The sequence below is a fragment of the Rhizobacter sp. P5_A1 genome, assembly GCF_056400745.1.
On record NZ_JBFUKR010000011.1, the window covers coordinates 77,250 to 93,880 of the forward strand.

Annotated in this window: 11 protein-coding genes; 4 read left to right on the top strand and 7 right to left on the bottom strand. The window is 70.1% G+C overall.

Annotated features, from left to right (window positions below):
* Positions 1-27 precede the first annotated feature (27 nt).
* A complete protein-coding gene (locus AC1DTW_RS14210) occupies positions 28-663 on the top strand; it encodes a cation efflux transmembrane domain-containing protein (RefSeq protein WP_477981903.1) in 636 nt (211 codons plus the stop codon).
* A 74-nt stretch (positions 664-737) separates the two neighbouring features.
* On the opposite strand, the gene fdhF is transcribed toward AC1DTW_RS14210, so the two are convergent.
* Together fdhF and AC1DTW_RS14220 are read right to left on the bottom strand one after the other, a co-directional pair.
* Positions 738-3,581, bottom strand: a complete 2,844-nt coding sequence (gene fdhF, locus AC1DTW_RS14215; protein ID WP_477981818.1) for a formate dehydrogenase subunit alpha — start codon at positions 3,579-3,581, stop codon at positions 738-740.
* Positions 3,578-5,299: an NADH-ubiquinone oxidoreductase-F iron-sulfur binding region domain-containing protein gene (locus tag AC1DTW_RS14220; protein ID WP_477981905.1), complete on the bottom strand. Its 1,722-nt coding sequence runs from the start codon at positions 5,297-5,299 to the stop codon at positions 3,578-3,580. Before AC1DTW_RS14220 ends, fdhF begins: the two co-directional genes overlap by 4 nt.
* Positions 5,300-5,416: 117 nt before the next feature.
* On the opposite strand from AC1DTW_RS14220, the gene AC1DTW_RS14225 reads away from it, so the two are divergent.
* The 3 genes from AC1DTW_RS14225 (at position 5,417) to serA (ending at position 10,003) form a co-directional block, all read left to right on the top strand.
* Positions 5,417-6,511: a substrate-binding domain-containing protein gene (locus tag AC1DTW_RS14225; protein ID WP_477981819.1), complete on the top strand. Its 1,095-nt coding sequence runs from the start codon at positions 5,417-5,419 to the stop codon at positions 6,509-6,511.
* A gap of 170 nt (positions 6,512-6,681) precedes the next feature.
* A complete protein-coding gene (locus tag AC1DTW_RS14230) occupies positions 6,682-8,673 on the top strand; it encodes a hybrid sensor histidine kinase/response regulator (protein WP_477981820.1) in 1,992 nt (663 codons plus the stop codon).
* Positions 8,674-8,758: 85 nt separating this feature from the next.
* A complete protein-coding gene (serA, locus tag AC1DTW_RS14235) occupies positions 8,759-10,003 on the top strand; it encodes a phosphoglycerate dehydrogenase (RefSeq protein ID WP_477981821.1) in 1,245 nt (414 codons plus the stop codon).
* A gap of 24 nt (positions 10,004-10,027) precedes the next feature.
* On the opposite strand, the gene AC1DTW_RS14240 is transcribed toward serA, so the two are convergent.
* The 5 genes from AC1DTW_RS14240 to AC1DTW_RS14260 form a co-directional block, all read right to left on the bottom strand.
* Complete coding sequence (locus AC1DTW_RS14240; protein ID WP_477981823.1) at positions 10,028-12,187, bottom strand: amylo-alpha-1,6-glucosidase; 2,160 nt, start codon at positions 12,185-12,187, stop codon at positions 10,028-10,030.
* 20 nt (positions 12,188-12,207) lie between these two features.
* Positions 12,208-13,251: a glycosyltransferase family 4 protein gene (locus tag AC1DTW_RS14245; RefSeq protein ID WP_477981824.1), complete on the bottom strand. Its 1,044-nt coding sequence runs from the start codon at positions 13,249-13,251 to the stop codon at positions 12,208-12,210.
* A 47-nt stretch (positions 13,252-13,298) separates the two neighbouring features.
* Positions 13,299-14,834: an FAD-dependent oxidoreductase gene (locus tag AC1DTW_RS14250; protein ID WP_477981825.1), complete on the bottom strand. Its 1,536-nt coding sequence runs from the start codon at positions 14,832-14,834 to the stop codon at positions 13,299-13,301.
* Positions 14,835-14,950: 116 nt separating this feature from the next.
* Complete coding sequence (locus AC1DTW_RS14255) at positions 14,951-15,910, bottom strand: type II toxin-antitoxin system HipA family toxin (protein ID WP_477981826.1); 960 nt, start codon at positions 15,908-15,910, stop codon at positions 14,951-14,953.
* Positions 15,911-16,230: 320 nt separating this feature from the next.
* Positions 16,231-16,527 carry a helix-turn-helix transcriptional regulator gene (locus tag AC1DTW_RS14260; protein ID WP_477981827.1) on the bottom strand — a complete coding sequence of 99 codons (297 nt, stop codon included), beginning with the start codon at positions 16,525-16,527 and terminating at the stop codon, positions 16,231-16,233.
* Positions 16,528-16,631: the final 104 nt, after the last annotated feature.

Consider the following 16,631-nt stretch of genomic DNA (forward strand, 5'->3'; position numbering starts at 1 on the left):
GCTCTCACACGAATGAAGGCCCTGCCAATGTCCGCCTCTTGCTGCTCCGGTTCATCCTGTTCGTCGCCGCCGCCTGTTGACCCAGACTACCGAAAGGTGCTGTGGGCGGCGCTTGCGCTCAATTCGCTCATGTTTGCGGTCGAACTCGGTGGATCGTGGGCCTCGGGCTCTATCTCGCTACTCGCAGACGCAATCGATTTTTTCGGGGATGCGTGCAACTACGCCATCAGTCTGGCTGTGCTCGGAATGGCCGCGTCGACGCGATCCAGGGCCGCGCTCTTCAAGGCGACCTGCATGGGAGCGTTCGGAGTCTTCGTCCTGGGGAAGGCGCTTTGGAACCTGCAAGGCGGCGTGCCGCCTGAGCCGGCCACGATGGGCGCCGTCGGGTTCGCCGCGCTTGCGGTCAACGCTGGTGTGGCCCTGATGCTCTACCGCTTCCGTACCGGCGACGCCAACATGCGGTCGGTCTGGATTTGCTCTCGCAACGATGCCCTTGGCAACATCGCGGTCATGTTGGCAGCACTGGGGGTGTTCGGCACCGGCAACGCATGGCCGGACCTGCTCGTCGCAGGCGCGATGGGTGTTCTTGCGCTGAGCGGCTCCTGGACCGTGCTGAAACATGCCCGCGCAGAACTCCGTACTGCGCCGGCAGCGATGCACTGAAGTGAAACGTAGATGTATGTTGCATCCACGGCCCATCGCGGCTGTTCGCCCCACAGCTTGCGACGCGCGGTGATTCAGCCGGGGCCGACCCGCACCGCGGTCACCTTGAAGCCGGGGATCTTCGCGACCGGGTCGACCGCGTCGCCGGTCAGCTGGTTGGCCGCGGCTTCCCAGAACGCGAACGGCAGGAACACCTGCCCCGGGCGAACCTGCGGGCTGACGCTGAGCCGCGCGCGCACCGCGCCGTGGCGTGTCGTGAGCTGCACGGTCGCGCCGTCGGTCAGCGCGAAGCGTTGCGCGTCGGTCGGGTGCAGCGTTGCAAGCGCTTCGGGCGTGATCGCATCGAGCATGCTCGCGTGGCGCGTCATCGCGCCGGTATGCCAGTGCTCGAGCACGCGGCCGGTCGTCAGCACCAGCGGGTAGGCGTCGTCGGCCTGCTCGGCGCCGGGCCGGTACTGCGTCGGCACGAGCGCGGCGCGGCCGTCGGCGGTCGGGAAGCGGTCGATGAACACGACGGCCTCGCCGGGTTCGTCCTCGCGCGTTGCCGGCGTGACGACGGCGTCTTCGCGCAGCAGGCGCGACCAGGGCACGCCGGCCAGCGGGGCCATCACCGAGCGCATCTCTTCATAGACGCGCCCGACCGGCGCCGCGGCTGCCGTCTGGCCAGTGCCGTCGTCGGCGTGCCAGTAGTGCCAGTCGGCGCCGAGGCGGCGCGCGATCTGCTCGATGATCCAGAGGTCCTGCATCGCCTGCCCCGGCGGCGCCAGGGCAGGGCGGCCGATCTGGATCAGCCGGTCGGTGTTGGTGTAGCTGCCCCATTTCTCGGGCTGCGCCGAGGCCGGCAGGATCACGTCCGCGAGCATCGCCGTCTCGGTCGCGAAGATGTCCTGCACGACGAGGTGCTCGAGCGTCGCGAGCGCGGTGCGGGCGTGGGTCAGGTCGGGGTCGCTCATGGCCGGGTTCTCGCCCTCGACGAACAGGCCGCGGATCTGCCCGGCGGTCACCGCGTGCATGATCTCGACGACCGTCAGGCCGGCCTGCGCATCGATCGACGTGCCCCACAGCGCCTCGAACTGCGCACGCACCTGCGCATCGCCGACGCGCTGGTAGTTCGGCAGCATCATCGGGATCAGCCCGGCATCGCTCGCGCCCTGCACGTTGTTCTGGCCGCGCAGCGGGTGCAAGCCGGTGCCGGGCCGGCCGATCTGGCCGGTGATCAGCGCCAGCGCGATCAGCCCGCGCGCGTTGTCGGTGCCGTGCACATGCTGGCTGACGCCCATGCCCCACAGGATCATCGCGCTCTTCGCGGTCGCGAACGCGCGCGCCACCTCGCGCAGCGTGGCCGCGTCGATGCCGCAGATCTCGGCCATGCGCTCGGGCGTGGCCTCGGCCACCGCGGCCTTCAGCGCATCGAAGCCGTTGACGCGCGCGTCGACGAAACGCTGGTCGACCAGGCCTTCGTCGATGATCGTGTGCAGCAGGCCGTTGATCAGCGCGACATCGGTGTCGGGCCGGAACTGCAGGTGCCAGTGTGCGCGTCGCGTCAGCTGCGTCTGGCGCGGATCGGCGATCACGAGGCGGGCGCCGCGATCGACCGCGTTCTTGATCCAGGTCGCCGCGACCGGGTGGTTGACCGTCGGGTTCGCGCCGATCAGGAAGATCAGCTCGGCCTGCGCGACATCGGCCACCGGGTTGCTGACCGACCCGGAGCCGATGCCCTCGAGCAGCGCCGCGACCGAGCTCGCATGGCACAGCCGCGTGCAGTGATCGACATGGCTGCTGCCCATCGCCGTGCGGACCAGCTTCTGGAACAGGTAGGCCTCTTCGTTGCTGCCCTTCGCCGAGCCGAAGCCGGCCAGCGCCGAACCGGCGCCGTGCGCCGCGTCATCGCGAATGCGCGCCAGGCCGCCGGCCGCGAGCGCAAGCGCATCGTCCCAGCTCGCCTCGGCGAAGAGCTCGTCGAGGCGCAGCTCGCCGCGCTTCACGCGCTCGATGTCGGCCGGGTCTTTCGCGCGGCCGGGGCGCCGGATCAGCGGTGCGGTCAGGCGCTTCGGGTTGTGGATGTAGTCGAAGCCGTAGCGGCCCTTCACGCACAGGCGCCCGTGGTTCGCCGGGCCATCGCGGCCGGTGACGAAGTGAATGGTCTCGGTCCCCGCGGCACTCGGCCCGACATGCCACGTGAGCTGGCAGCCGACACCGCAATAGGGGCACACCGAGTCGACCTGCGACGTGACGGTCTCGAGCCCCGCCCCCTGCGCCGGCATCAGCGCGCCGGTCGGGCAGGCCTGGACGCACTCGCCGCAGGCCACGCAGCTCGACGCGCCGAGCGCGTCGCCGGCATCGAACGTGATCTTTGCGTGCGCGCCGCGCAGCGCGAGGCCGATCACGTCGTTGCCCTGTTCGTCGCGGCAGGCGCGCAGGCAGCGCGTGCACTGGATGCAGGCGTCGAGGTTCACGGCGATCGCGGCGTGCGAGGTGTCGGGCGCGGCGTAGTGCGCGTCGCGCTGCGGCAGGCGGCCGGACGCGACGCCGAGCCGGTCGGCCCAGCGCGTCAGCTCGGACGCGCGGGTATGGCGATTCGACGCCGCGCCCGCATCGCTGACGAGCAGCTCGATCACCATCGCACGCGCCGCCGCGGCGCGCGGGCTGTCGGTGCGCACCGTCATCCCGGCGCTCGCGCTGCGGCAGCACGAGGCCGCGAGCACGCGTTCGCCATCGATCTCGACCATGCAGGCGCGGCAGTTGCCGGCGGGCTCGAGGCCTTCCTTGTGGCACAGGTGCGGGATCGCGATGCCGGCGCGTTTCGCGACCTGCCAGAGCGTCTCGTCGGGGCGCGCGCGCACGGTCTGGCCGTCGAGCGTGAACTCGACCGGCGGCGCGCCATCGACCAGCAGCGCGAGTGAAGTGGGGGCGTTCATCGCGCGAGTTCCTCGGGAAAGTAGCGCAGCACACAGTCGACCGGGTTCGGCGCGGCCTGGCCGAGCCCGCAGATCGACGCGTCGCGCATCGCCTGCGAGAGCTGGCCGAGCAGCGGCGCGTTCCAGGTGTCGGTCGCGATCAGCTCGCGCGCCTTCGCGGTGCCGCTGCGGCACGGGGTGCACTGGCCGCAGCTCTCGTGCTCGAAGAAGGCCATCAGGTTGCGCGCCGCATCGCTGGCGCGGTCGCAGTGCGTGTCGCTCTGCGACAGCACGATCAGCGCCGCCGAGCCGATGAAGCAGCCGTGCGGCTGCAAGGTGTCGAAGTCGAGCGGCACGTCGGCGAGCCGCTCGGGAAGGATGCCGCCCGATGCACCGCCGGGCAGGTAGGCGTAGAGCGTGTGGCCGTCGAGCATGCCGCCGCAGTATTCGTCGATCAGCTCGCGCGCCGTGATGCCGGCCGGCGCGAGGTGCATGCCGGGCCGCTTGACGCGCCCCGAGACCGAGAACGAGCGCAGGCCCTTGCGGCCATGGCGGCCGTGGCCGGCGAACCAGTCACCGCCTTTTTCGAGGATGTCGCGCACCCAGTACAGCGTTTCGAGGTTGTGCTCGAGGGTCGGTCGGCCGAACAGGCCGATCTGCGCGACATACGGCGGGCGCAGCCGCGGCATGCCGCGCTTGCCCTCGATCGATTCGATCATGGCCGACTCCTCGCCGCAGATGTAGGCCCCGGCACCACGCCGCAGTTCGATCGTCGGCAAGCGGCCGCCGGCCGGCGGTGCGGCGCGCATTGCCGCGAGCTCGCGGGTCAGCAATGCGCGGCATGCGTGGTACTCGTCGCGCAGGTAGATGTAGATCGCGTCGATGCCGACGGCCCACGCGGCGATCAGCATGCCTTCGAGAAAGCGGTGCGGGTCGCGCTCGAGGTAGACGCGGTCCTTGAAGGTGCCGGGTTCGCCTTCGTCGATGTTGACGGCCATCAGCCGCGGCGCCGGCTGCTCGCGGACGATGCGCCACTTGCGCCCGGCCGGAAAGCCCGCGCCACCGAGCCCGCGCAAGCCCGAATGTTCGAGCGCCTGCAGCACAGCATCGACGCTGCGTTCGCCGCTCAGGCACTGGCGCAGCGTGGCGTAGCCGCCCGCGGCCCGGTAGCCGGCGAGGTCGACGGCGGGCGGCGGCTCATCGGACCGGGCTCGTGCGGCGACCGCGGCCTGCACCGACTCGACGCTGGCGTGCGCCAGCGCATGCTGGTGCACCGCGACCGCCGGCGCCTGCTCGCAGCGGCCGATGCAGGGCGCGGCGACCACGCGCACCTCGGCGCCGAGCACCTCGGGCAGACGCGCGAGCAGCTCGCGCGCGCCCGCCAGCTCGCAGGCCAGGCCGTCGCAGACCCGCAGCGTCAGCTGCGGGGCCGCATCGAACCCGCCATCGGCGTTCTCGCGCACGACCTCGAAGTGGTGGTAGAAGCTCGCGACCTCGTAGACCTCGGCCTGCGAGAGCCGCAGCAGCTGCGCCAGCGCCGCGAGGTGGTCGGTGCGCAGCTGGCCGTAGCGGTCGTTCAGCGCATGCAGGTGCTCGATCAGCAGATCGCGCCGCAAGGCCGCGTCGCCGAGCGCGGCCTGCACCTCGCGCAGTGCCGGCTCGCGCACCGCGCGCTCCTTCTGCGCGCGCCGGCGCCGCGGCGCGGATTCGGCATGGATCGGAATGACGGGGGCGTTGATCACCGGAAGGTCCTCGGACTGTCGGCCCGAAAATCGGCAGGGGCCTGACCATTTGGCGAGAGAAGTTCGCTGGACGATAAAGGTCGGCGCCGGCCAAAATATGCACGAGGTTGCCGATTGCTCCGAATCAACATCACCCCCGAATGGAAGCTCGGCCGCGACGCCGACGCCGACGCCGACGCCGACGCCAGCGCCGATGCCGCACTGGACACCGCCGGCCTGCTCGCGTTGCTCGCGGCCGTGCAGGAGAGCGGGGCGATCGCGCAGGGCGCGCGCAGCCTCGGCGTCAGCTACCGCCACGCGTGGGGCCAGATCAAGCGCGCCGAGGCCTTGTTCGGCCACCCGCTGCTGATTGCCGGGCGCGGGCGCGGCTCGGTGCTGACGCCGCTGGCCGAGAAGCTGATCTGGGCCGACCGCCGCATCGCCGCGCGCCTGTCGCCGATGCTCGAATCGCTGGCATCCGAGCTCGAGAACGAGCTCGACCGCGCACTGCCACGCGTCCCGCGCGCGTTGCGCCTGCACGCGAGCCACGGCTATGCGATCGCCGCACTGGTCGAGCGGCTCGCCGCCGTCGGGCTGGCGGTGGAGCTGCGCTACCGCAACAGCTTCGAGTCGGTCGCCGCGCTGGCGCACGGCGAATGCGATCTGGCCGGCTTCCATGTGCCGATCGGCGAGTTCGAGGCCCAGGCGGCGCGGCGCTACCTGCGCTGGCTGCGGCCCGACGCGCACCGGCTCGTCCACGTCGCGACGCGCGCGCAGGGCCTGTTCCTGGCGCCTGGCAACCCGAAGCGGGTGCGCGGCCTGGCCGACCTGCGGCGCGGCGACCTGCGCTTCGTGAACCGGCCGGAAGGCTCGGGCACGCGCATGCTGACCGAGCTGATGCTCGCGAAGCACGGCGTCGCGCCGGGCGAGGTCAGCGGCTTCGACAACACCGAGTTCACCCACGCGGCGGTGGCCGCGTTCATCGCCAGCGGCATGGCCGACGTCGGCGTCGGCGTGCAGACCGCGGCGCAGCGCTTCGGCCTGCACTTCATCCCGCTGGTGCGCGAGCGCTACTTTCTGGCCCTGAACGGCGCTGCGCTCGCGGAGCCGCCGATGCCCGAGCTGCTGCAGCTGCTGCAGTCGCCGGCCTACCGTGCGGTCGTCGCGGCGCTGGTCGGGTACGACGCGAGCGAGACCGGGCGCTTGAGCGGCGTTGATTGGGAGCCTTGAGTTGGATCAAGATTCGGGCCGCGTGCCGCGCGTGCCGCGCGTGCCGCAGGCAGCCGTCAGCCGGATCGGCGATATTCGACGGTTCCTGAATCAGGGCGTGACCCCGCGGTCACGCAAATTGCTTGTCCATGTTCGGCCTGATGTCACGGGCGACGCTGGGGAGAAGAGATATGACGGCCAGAGAGCCGGACGATGCCGCATCCATTCGTGCGATCGAAGGCGCCGGGCAAGCCTCGGACAGCCTGGCGCAAGCGTCGATGTTGCGGCGCCTCGAGGCGCGCTGTGCTGTCACGCAGACGCTGGGGCGCAATCGGCAGGGCCAGTGGAGGGCGCTGCACCGAGGTGGGCGCGCTGCGGCCGCCCAGCCCATCGACGCCGCTGACGCCGACGGCCCGGTCGGCGACGTTTCGCAGCTGCTCGCGTGGGTGGCGGCCGCCGACCGGTCGATCGTCGGCGCGGCGATCCAGTACGTCCTGGCCAGCGGCGCCGACTGGCGCGGCCATGCGAGTCTCGCAGACGGCGAGACGGCGGCCTCGCCGCTCGAGGTCGAGATCCACCCCGAAGTGGCCGATGGCGAGTGGGTGGTCTGCACGCTCGTCGGCCGCGAGCCCGGCCCCCACGGGCAGGCCGCGCCGGTCGCGATCAGCGGCTACCGCGAGCGCGTCAGCGTCGTGCAGGCCGCGGTCGAGCTCGGGTTCATCGAGTTCGATGCGGACACGCGGATCGTCCACCTCGACGAGGCCGCCGCGGCGCTGCATGGCATTCCCAGCGCGACCGCGGTCGCGATGCCGCTCGAGGACTGGGCGTCGCTGATCGTCGATGCCGATCAGCTGCGCGCGCACGCGTTCCTGCAGTCGGCGATCCCGCCCGGCGAGACCGAACGCCTGACGGTGCGCATCGGCGACACGGACCCGAAGAAGCCGCGCCTGCTCGCGCTCGCGCTCAGGGCACTGCCGCAGACGAATCGACGCGTCGGCGCGTGCCGCGACGTGACGCGTGAGCGCTCGCTCGAAGCGCTGCGGCGCCAGAAGCTGAGCGCCGAGCGCGCCAGCGCGGCGAAGAGCGAGTTCATGTCGCACGTCAGCCACGAACTGCGCACACCGCTGAACGCGATCCTCGGCTTCGCCCAGCTGATGGAGATGGACCAGGACAACCCGCTGCCGGGCGCGCACCGGCAGCGCCTCGAGATGGTCCAGCATTCGGGCCGGCGCCTGCTGGGACTGATCGACCAGCTGCTGCAGATCACGAAGATCGAGCGCGGCACCAAGCGGCTGAAGGCCAAGCCGGTGAATGTGCACGCGCTCGTCAGGCGCTGCGTCGAGGCGCTCGACCTGGTGGCGCTGGAGCGCGACATCCGGATCGTCATCGACGTCGAGCGGCCCGACACCTCGGCGGTTCGCGCCGACCCGGTCGCGCTCGAACAGGTCGTGTTGAACCTGCTTTCCAACGCGATCAAGTACAACCGCGACCACGGCCGCGTGCGGATCGTCTACCGGGTCGGCGAAGTCGGCGAGCTCGTCGTCGACGACACCGGCAAGGGCATGTCGGAGTCGCAGCTCGGGCGCATGTTCGAGCCCTTCGATCGGCTCGACGCCGAGGCGACCGCGGTCCCGGGCACCGGTCTCGGCCTGGTCATCACGAAGCAGCTGGTCGAGGCGATGGGCGGGAAGCTCGACGTCTCGTCGCAGCTGGGCCGCGGATCGGTGTTCAAGGTGGAACTCCCGGTGGCCGCCGACTCTGTCGGCGACTCGAACACCGCGCAGCTGAGCCTCCCGTCGCAATGGGACACCGGTCGCGAGTACGTCGTGCTGTACATCGAGGACGACGAGGTCAACGTCGTGCTGATGGAGCAGCTGTTCGCGACCCAGCCCGAATGGCGGCTGCTCTGCGCATCGACCGGCGCCGAAGGCATCGCCGCGGCCGCGCGCCACCAGCCGAAGGTGATCCTGCTCGACATGAACCTGCCGGACATGCCCGGCGTCGACGTGTTCAAGCGCCTGCAGGCGCACCGCAGCACGCGCGACATCCCGTGCGTTGCCGTCAGCGCCGATGCGATGCCGAAGCAGATCGCGCTGGTCGAATCGCTGGGCTTCGAGGACTACTGGACCAAGCCGCTTGACCTGCCCGCGACGATCGCGAAGCTGAAGCAGCTGCTGGTCTGAGCTCCCGAGCGACGACCCTTCGGCCGGCGGGGGCACGCCGGCACGCCGGCGCAGTGCGACAGGAGGCCGCGGCAACAATGGGCGCATGACGCCATCGACTTCGCAATCGACGTCGGCCACGAAGGCCAGCCTCAAGGTCGTGCTGCTCGAAGGCATCCACGCCTCCGCGGCGGACGCGCTGCGGCGTGATGGCTACACGCATGTCGTCGAGGCGCCGAAGGCGCTGAGCGGCGACGTGTTGCGCGCGGCCATCGCCGATGCGCACTTTCTCGGCATCCGCTCGCGCACACGGCTGACGGCCGAGGTGCTGCAGGCCGCGCCGAAGCTGATGGCCGTCGGCGCGTTCTGCATCGGCACGAACCAGATCGACCTGCACGCCGCGATGCTGCGCGGCGTGCCGGTGTTCAACGCGCCGTTTTCGAACACGCGCAGCGTGGCCGAACTCGTGCTCGCCGAGATCATCATGCTGCTGCGCGGCATCCCGGCGAAGAACGCGGTGCTGCATCGCGGCGGCTGGACCAAGAGCGCCGAGCACTCGTACGAGGCGCGCGGCAAGACGCTCGGCATCGTCGGCTACGGGCACATCGGCACGCAGATCGGCGTGCTGGCCGAGCAGCTCGGCATGGTCGTCGTGTTCCACGACATCGTCGCCAAGCTCAGCCTGGGCAACGCGCGCCAGCTCGACAGCCTCGACGAGCTGCTGGCGCGCGCCGATGTCGTGACGCTGCACTTGCCCGAGACGCCGACCACGCGCGGGCTGATCGGCCGCGCGCAGATCGCCGCGATGAGGCCCGGCGCGCACCTGATCAATGCCTCGCGCGGCAGCGTCGTCGACGTCGACGCGCTCGCCGATGCCCTCGAGACCGGCCACCTGCGCGGCGCCGCGATCGACGTGTTCCCGAAGGAGCCGAGCGGCAACGAGGTGCGCTTCGAGTCGCCGCTGGTCCGGTTCGACAACGCGCTGCTGACGCCGCACATCGGCGGCTCGACGCTGGAAGCCCAGGTCAACATCGGCAAGGAGGTCGCCGACAAGCTGCTGCGCTACGGCGACAACGGTTCCACGACCTCGGCGGTCAACTTCCCGGAGGTCGCGCTGCCGGAGCACACCGGCCGCGGCCGCCTGCTGCACATCCACCGCAACGTGCCGGGCGTGATTGCGCGGGTCAACGAGCGGCTCTCGGCGCACGGGATCAACGTCGCGGCGCAGTACCTCAGCACGCGTGAGGAGGTCGGCTATGTCGTGATCGATGTCGACAATGCCGCCCCCGAGGCGGCGCTCGCCGACCTGTGCGGCCTGCCGGACACGATCCGCTGCCGGATCCTCTATTGACCCCTTGTGCCGGCCTGCACGGGGTCACACGATCACCACGACCTCGGCCTGCGCGTCCTTGCGGACCACCTCGACGCCGACGCTGCTTTCGTAGCGCTTGAGCACCAGATCGACGCTGCAGCCGGGTGTGCCGAGCTGCTTCACGGCGAGCCAGCTGATGCCCAGCGGCAGGCGCGGCGTCTTCAGCGCGAGGCGGCGTTTCCGCGCGTCGAAGTCGATGCCCAGGCAGGCCTGGAGCATCGCGAAGACGGTCGCGCAGGCCCAGGCCTGCGGCGAGCAGGCGACCGGGTACAGCGTCGGTCCTTCGCCGGCCCGCCGCGGGAAGCCGCAGAACAGCTCCGGCAGGCGGTGGTGTTCGAAGTGCAGGCTGGCGTCGAACATGCTGTCGAACAGCAGCGTGGCCTCCTTCATCCGCCCATAGCGCGCCATGCCGGCGGCGATCAGCGCGTTGTCGTGCGGCCAGATCGAGCCGTTGTGGTAGGACATCGGGTTGTAGCGCGCCTGACCGACCGGGATCGTGCGAACGCCCCAGCCGCTGAAGAATTCCCCGGCGACCAGGCGATCGACGACGCGATCGGCGTGCTCGGGGCTCGCGATGCCGCTCCACAGCGCGTGGCCGGCATTCGACGACGGCACCTTGCACTGGCGCTTGTGCCCGTCGAGCGCGATCGCGTAGTTGTCGATCTCGGGGCACCAGAACGCCGCATCGAAACGCTCCCGCAGCGCCTCGGCCTGCGCCGACTGCCTCTCGGCAATCGCACTCTCGCCGAACTGCCTTGCGAGCTCGGCCGCGGCAAGCCGGGCCTGGTAGACGTAGCCCTGCACCTCGCACAACGCGATCGGCGCCTGCGCCAGTTCACCGTCGGCATGGAAGATCGAATCCTGCGAATCCTTCCAGCCTTGCTGCACCAGGCCGTCGGCGCTGCGCCGCGCGTATTCGACGAAACCGTCGCCGTCGAGATCGCCATAGCGATCGATCCACTGCAGCGCGAGCAGCACGTTCGGCCACAGCCGACGCATGAACGCGGTGTCGCCGGTCCAGCGGTGGTAGGCGCCGGCCAGCACGATGAACAGCGGCGTCGCGTCGACGCTTCCGTAGTAGCGGCGGAACGGAACCTCGGCGGTGCGGGCCATCTCGCTTTGCCGCGCCTCGTGCAGGATCTTGCCGGGCTCGGCGTCGTTGCCCGGGTCTTCGACGGTCGCCTGCGTTTCGGCCAGGAAGGCGAGCACGCCGGCGGCCAGCGAGGGGTCGATCCACAGGCACTCCAGCGCGGTCAGGATGCCGTCGCGGCCGAAAGTGGTGCAGTACCAGGGCACACCGGCGAACGGGTACCGGCCGCCGGGCAGTTCGGTCGTCAGCATCGCCAGATCGGAGGCCGAGCGTTCGAGCCAGCGGTTGACGAGCGGGTTCGAGGTCTCGATGGGGCAGTGGTGCCCGGCCTCCTTGCAGCGCAATGCAACGGACTCCCGCAATGCCGCCTCGTAGGGCAGCGACTGCACGGTCGTGGCGCCGTTGCCGTTGCAGACGACCGTGCAATAGAAGTGGTGCTCCTGGCCGGGCTGCAGCACCGGCTCGTAGCGGGCACGGCTTTGCGTCAGCTGGGTCGGTGTCGGCGAAAAACGCAGGTGGGCGCGCCGCGTCAGGCCGTCGCGGCCGGCATACGGCAGGATCACCTCGTCGTCGCCGATCTCGGTCGGCAGCAGGTCGCCGACGGCCTCGCGCCGGATGCCGCGCACCTCGAACAGGTCGGCGAAATCCGCGGCGAACTGCAGCTCGAGACGGATCGCCGCCGGCTCGCGCCCGTGATTCGTGAGCCGGATGTGTTCGTAGCACGCGCCTTGCCACAGCAGCTTCGCGCGGAACACGTGGACGGTGCCCTTCAGGATCGCCGGCGCGCCGTCGATCACCAGATCGGGGTTCATCAGCTCGACGATCAACAGGCTGCTCGCCTGCTTCACCGTGGCGCCGAGGAACAGCGGCCGCGTGCCGTTGATCGTCAGCTCCTGCATCGACAGGTAGCGCGTGTCGTCGTGATACAGACCCTGTTCGCCGGGTTCGATGTCGCCGAAGCGGTCGAACATCGCGAAGGTCTGGGCATGCTTGAGGACGTGGCGCGCGCTCTCTCCGCCCGAGGCCGTGACGGCGACGTACCACTTGTCGTCGATCTGGATCCGATCCGCCATCGCGAACTCCTGTGCTGGCCCTACTGCGCGTCGGAATTTTTCGCGGCCGACAGTCCGCGATAGACGCCCAGGTAGGCCCGCGCCATCGTGCTGGCGGTGAAGCGCCGCTCGAATACCGCGCGGCAGCGGCTGCGGTCGAGACGCGCGATCTGGCGCGCGGCGGCAATGGCCTGCTCCTGGTCGTTCACGATGAATCCGGTACACCCGTGGTCGACGATTTCGGGAATTGAGCCATGACCATAGGCCAGCACCGGCGTACCGCAAGCAAAGGCCTCGATCACGACAAGGCCGAAGGGCTCGGGCCAGTCGATCGGCATCAGCAACGCAAGCGCCCGGCCGAGAAAATCGTTCTTCGCCGCATCGTCGATCTCGCCGACGAAGCGGATCAGCGGGTGCGCGAGCCGCGGCTGGATGTGCTGCGCGAAATAGGCCTGGTCGGCAGTGTCGACCTTGGCGGCGATTCGCAGCGGCGTCTCGCAGGCGAGCGCGATCTCGATCGCGCGATCGACGCGCTTCTCCGGCGCGATCCGGCCGAGAAACGCGAAGTATTCGCCCGGCTCGGGATGGAAGGCATACAGGTCGGCCGGCACGCCGTGGTGCACCGTCGCGAGCCAGTGCGCCCACGGGATGGGTGCGCGCTGACTGGCCGAGACCGACACCAGCGGCACATCGCCGAAGTGACGATAGAGCGTGCCCAGGTCGGGCAGGTCGAGCCGGCCATGCAGGGTGGTGATCGCCGCAGCACCGCAGCGGCGCGCGATCGGCAGGTGGACGATGTCGGTGTGGAAGTGGATCACGTCGTACTGCGCGGCCTCGTCCCACAGGCGGTCTATCAGCATGACATGCCACAACAGCGGATCGGGGCGGCGCTCGTTGAGCCGCAGGCTGCGGTCGAGCACCGGCACGAGCCGGGCGCGCGTGCGCGAATCGGCGCTCGCATAGAGCGTCACGTCATGGCCGAGTTCGACCAGCGTGTCGGTCAGGTACGAAACGACCCGCTCGGTGCCGCCGTATCCGGCCGGCGGCACGCTCTCGAACAACGGAGCGACCTGGGCAATCTTCATCGCTTGCCTCCCACCGCACCCGGGCAATCGGCACGCCCGCGCCGGGGTCAGCCGGGTGCTGCCGCGCGTTCCATCGCGGCCTCGGCCAGCAGGTTCTCGGCATCGCGATAGATCGAGGCGAGTGCGAGCACGCGGCCGTTGCGCTTGTAGCGCAGCGTGCAGTCGCGGCCCGCGATGTCGCCCTCGATCGCGATCTCGTCCCAGCCCTCGGCGTGGCCGACGTAGTTGATCGGCACGTCGTAGTGCTGGCTCCAGAAGAACGGCACGGCAGCGAACTTCTCGCGTCGACCGAGCATGTTCAGCGCGGCGGTCTGGCCCTGGCGCTGCGCGACGACCCAGTGCTCGACACGGATCGCCGCGCCGCTGTGCGGGTCGGGCCAGCGCGCGATGTCGCCGGCGGCGAAGACGCCTGGCGCGCTGGTTTCGAGGTAGGCATCGACCGTGACGCCGCGGTCCAGCGCGAGTCCGGCCTTCTCGGCCAGTGCGAGCCGGGGCCGCACGCCGACGCCGACCACCACCAGGTCGGCGGCGAGGCTGCCGCCGCCGTGCAACGTCACCTGGCGCGCGTCGATCGCGCTGGCGGTGTCTTCGAGATGGAAGACGACACCGTGCTCCTCGTGCAGGCGGCGCACGAAGTCGCCGAGTTCCGGACCGAGCACGCGCTCCATCGGGCGCTTGTCCGGCGCAACGACATGCACCTCGATGCCACGCGCGCGCAGCGAGGCGGCGACCTCCAGGCCGATGAAGCTCGCGCCCATCACGACCGCACGCTGCGCCGAGGCCGCGCGCGCGATGATCGCGCGGCAATCGGCCAGCGTGCGCAAGGTGTGCACATGCGGCAACTCGATGCCCGGGATGGCGAGGCGCACCGGCTCGGCACCGGTCGCGAGCAGGAGCCGGTCGTAGGCGAGCTGGCTGCCGTCGGCGAGTTCGAGCTCGCGGGCGCGCGTGTCGAGATCGACGACGCTGGCCTTCAAGCGCAGGTCGATCGCCTGCTCGGTGTAGAAGCCGTCCGGACGCATCGGCACCCAGTCCTCGGGCGCGCTGCCGGCGAGGTAGTCCTTCGACAGGTTCGGGCGATCGACCGGCGGCGCGGCGTCGTCGCTGAGCATCACGAGGCTGCCCGCGTAGCCCCGGCGCCGCAGCATCTCGGCGCACGCGAAACCGGCCGCGCCGCCGCCGACGATCACGATCCGCTGCGGCGCAGCGGCCGCCGAGGCGATGCGGGTTTCCTGCTTCGGTTCCACCTTGCCGAGCACGACGATCTGGCCGTTTCGGACCTCGGTGCGCCAGCACGCGACCGGGTCGAACGCCGGTGCGCCGACCGCTTCGCCGGTCCGCAGGCTGAAGCAGGCGTGGTGCCACGGGCAGCGCACCGTGTCGCCGACCATCACCCCCTCGGCAAGCGGGCCGTGATAGTGGGTGCACTCGGCGCCGATCGCGAAGTACGCGTCGCCGCGGCGCGCGAGCAGGACCGCGTCGTCGCCGACGTGGCCGGCCAGCATCGCCCCGTCGGCGAGCGTTCCGAGCGCCACGCCGTCGGCGAGATCAGGGCCCTTGTCGTGGGATGCATCGGTGCTCATGTCGACCTCCGGTTCGGGTGCGATTCAGCGTCCGCCAGCCCGGCACGCAGGGAGAGTTTGAGGACATTCGTGAAGCGGCGCAACGAGAGGCGGGAATCAGCGTCGTCGGGCGCGCGTCAGGCGGCGTCCGGCGGCGCGGCACGGAAGAACGAAGGCGGAAGCATCGCCTGCTCGAGCATCTCGATGCTGCGTTGCTCGACCCCGCGCTGGATGAAGTGTTCGCGCCAGCCACGGACGACGCCGAGCATTCCGTCGATCAGCGCCTGTGCCCCTTCCTTCGTCAAGCCAAACGCTTCGCACCGCGAGAGGAGGTTGTAGAGGCTCGCGGCGCGGCCGAAGCGGCCGACCTCCAGAGCCAGGTCCCGGCGCTCGATCGAGACCATCGGGACAGGCACGAGGTCGTAGGCAGGAGACAGCCGCCATCCACCCCTTGTGTGCAGCAGCGCGTGATTGCGCGGATGGTCGTCGGTGTTGGTGACCATCGCGTTGAACGCCATGCGCAGGAACAGCTCGCGACGGTCCGCGTTGCTGTTGACCGACCAGCGTCGAAGTTCATCGGCCAACAACGGATACGACCAGCGATCCCGGCCGAGATGGCCGTCCTCGGCATCGAGCACGGTCAGGCCCGAGACGAGGCCGTATCGGGAGTAGGCCTGGGCATCCGGATTCCACGCCCTGTCGAAGCGGTCGAGCAGCAGCGTGTGTCGCTCGCCGACGCGCTCCAGGCGCGCGCCGCAGACACGAATGCCCGCGGCGCGGGCCAGTTCGAGCGTCGCGTACTCGATGCGCTGCATGTCGTGTCGGTCGGCCTTCTCGGGCAGCTTCGCGAGCCAGATCCTGCGATCGTCCTCGACCGTCACCTTGGGCCTGGCGCCGCCCATGCGCGTGCCGGGCTCGAGTTCCTCCAGCACCTCATGCGGAAGCCGGCCGTCCTGCTCGAGCTTCTCGGCCGCTGCGACGAGGGCGGCCAGCTGGTGCGTGCGATTGAACGGCCGCCGTGGGGCAGGCGGCGTCACCGTTCGCCCGAAGCTCAGGTTGCCGGCACCATCGTCCGGCCCGTTGAGCAGGTACTCCATTTCCTGGACGCTCGCTTCGGGGCGCTGCAGCTTGGCCTGGATGACGCGCCGTCCCCAGGCGTCCGGGCTGGCGTCCCGAACGGCGCCGGGGATGCCCTTCAGCTTCGTGAACTTCTGCGGGCGCGTCGACAAGGGCAGGTGGAACGGGTCCAGGGCCATGACCTCGGGCCGTTCGAGATAGCGCTTGCCGTACGTGAACGTGCCTTCGTAGGTTCCCGCCGTCAGCGCGCGGACCCTGAGCGATGCGCAAGGCACCGTCTCGAGGGTTCCTGGAAGCTGAATGTGGACGTAGCAGGCTTGTGGGTCGCTTGCCATGATGATCAGAAGTCGTTGTCGGTCTCGACCGGGTGGCGCACGCGTCTGGGCCGACGCGCTGCCTCCAGAATCTTGCCGTGCTCGTCGGCATCGGGGTCGGCGAGGGCCGACGCGGTGTCGAGCAGGCCCAGCTTCCACAGCACAGCGAGGACGGTGCCGATGGTCGTGCTCGATGCGCCCTTCTCGAGGCCGTAGAGAGTCTTGCGGGTGATGCCGCAGGCCTGCGCCAGTTCTTCCTGGCTCAGGCGCCTGCGTCCGCGGGCCAGGCGGATGTTCTCGCCAAGCCGTTGTGCGGCAGACATGACCGCCAGGGGAGGGGTTGAAGACATGGACATATTGTTACCCATAAAGGCATATTGCGAGTAGTAACATACCCATCTATAGTGAGTTTCGTCAAGTCGGTCCG

Coding starts and splice junctions, on each gene's coding strand:
- AC1DTW_RS14255 (WP_477981826.1), bottom strand. CDS start 15,910: ATGGAGTACCTGCTCAACGGGCCGGACGATGGTGCCGGCAACCTGAGC.
- AC1DTW_RS14230 (WP_477981820.1), top strand. CDS start 6,682: ATGACGGCCAGAGAGCCGGACGATGCCGCATCCATTCGTGCGATCGAA.
- AC1DTW_RS14240 (WP_477981823.1), bottom strand. CDS start 12,187: ATGGCGGATCGGATCCAGATCGACGACAAGTGGTACGTCGCCGTCACG.
- AC1DTW_RS14260 (WP_477981827.1), bottom strand. CDS start 16,527: ATGTCTGCCGCACAACGGCTTGGCGAGAACATCCGCCTGGCCCGCGGA.
- AC1DTW_RS14245 (WP_477981824.1), bottom strand. CDS start 13,251: ATGAAGATTGCCCAGGTCGCTCCGTTGTTCGAGAGCGTGCCGCCGGCC.
- serA (WP_477981821.1), top strand. CDS start 8,759: ATGACGCCATCGACTTCGCAATCGACGTCGGCCACGAAGGCCAGCCTC.
- fdhF (WP_477981818.1), bottom strand. CDS start 3,581: ATGAACGCCCCCACTTCACTCGCGCTGCTGGTCGATGGCGCGCCGCCG.
- AC1DTW_RS14210 (WP_477981903.1), top strand. CDS start 28: ATGTCCGCCTCTTGCTGCTCCGGTTCATCCTGTTCGTCGCCGCCGCCT.
- AC1DTW_RS14250 (WP_477981825.1), bottom strand. CDS start 14,834: ATGAGCACCGATGCATCCCACGACAAGGGCCCTGATCTCGCCGACGGC.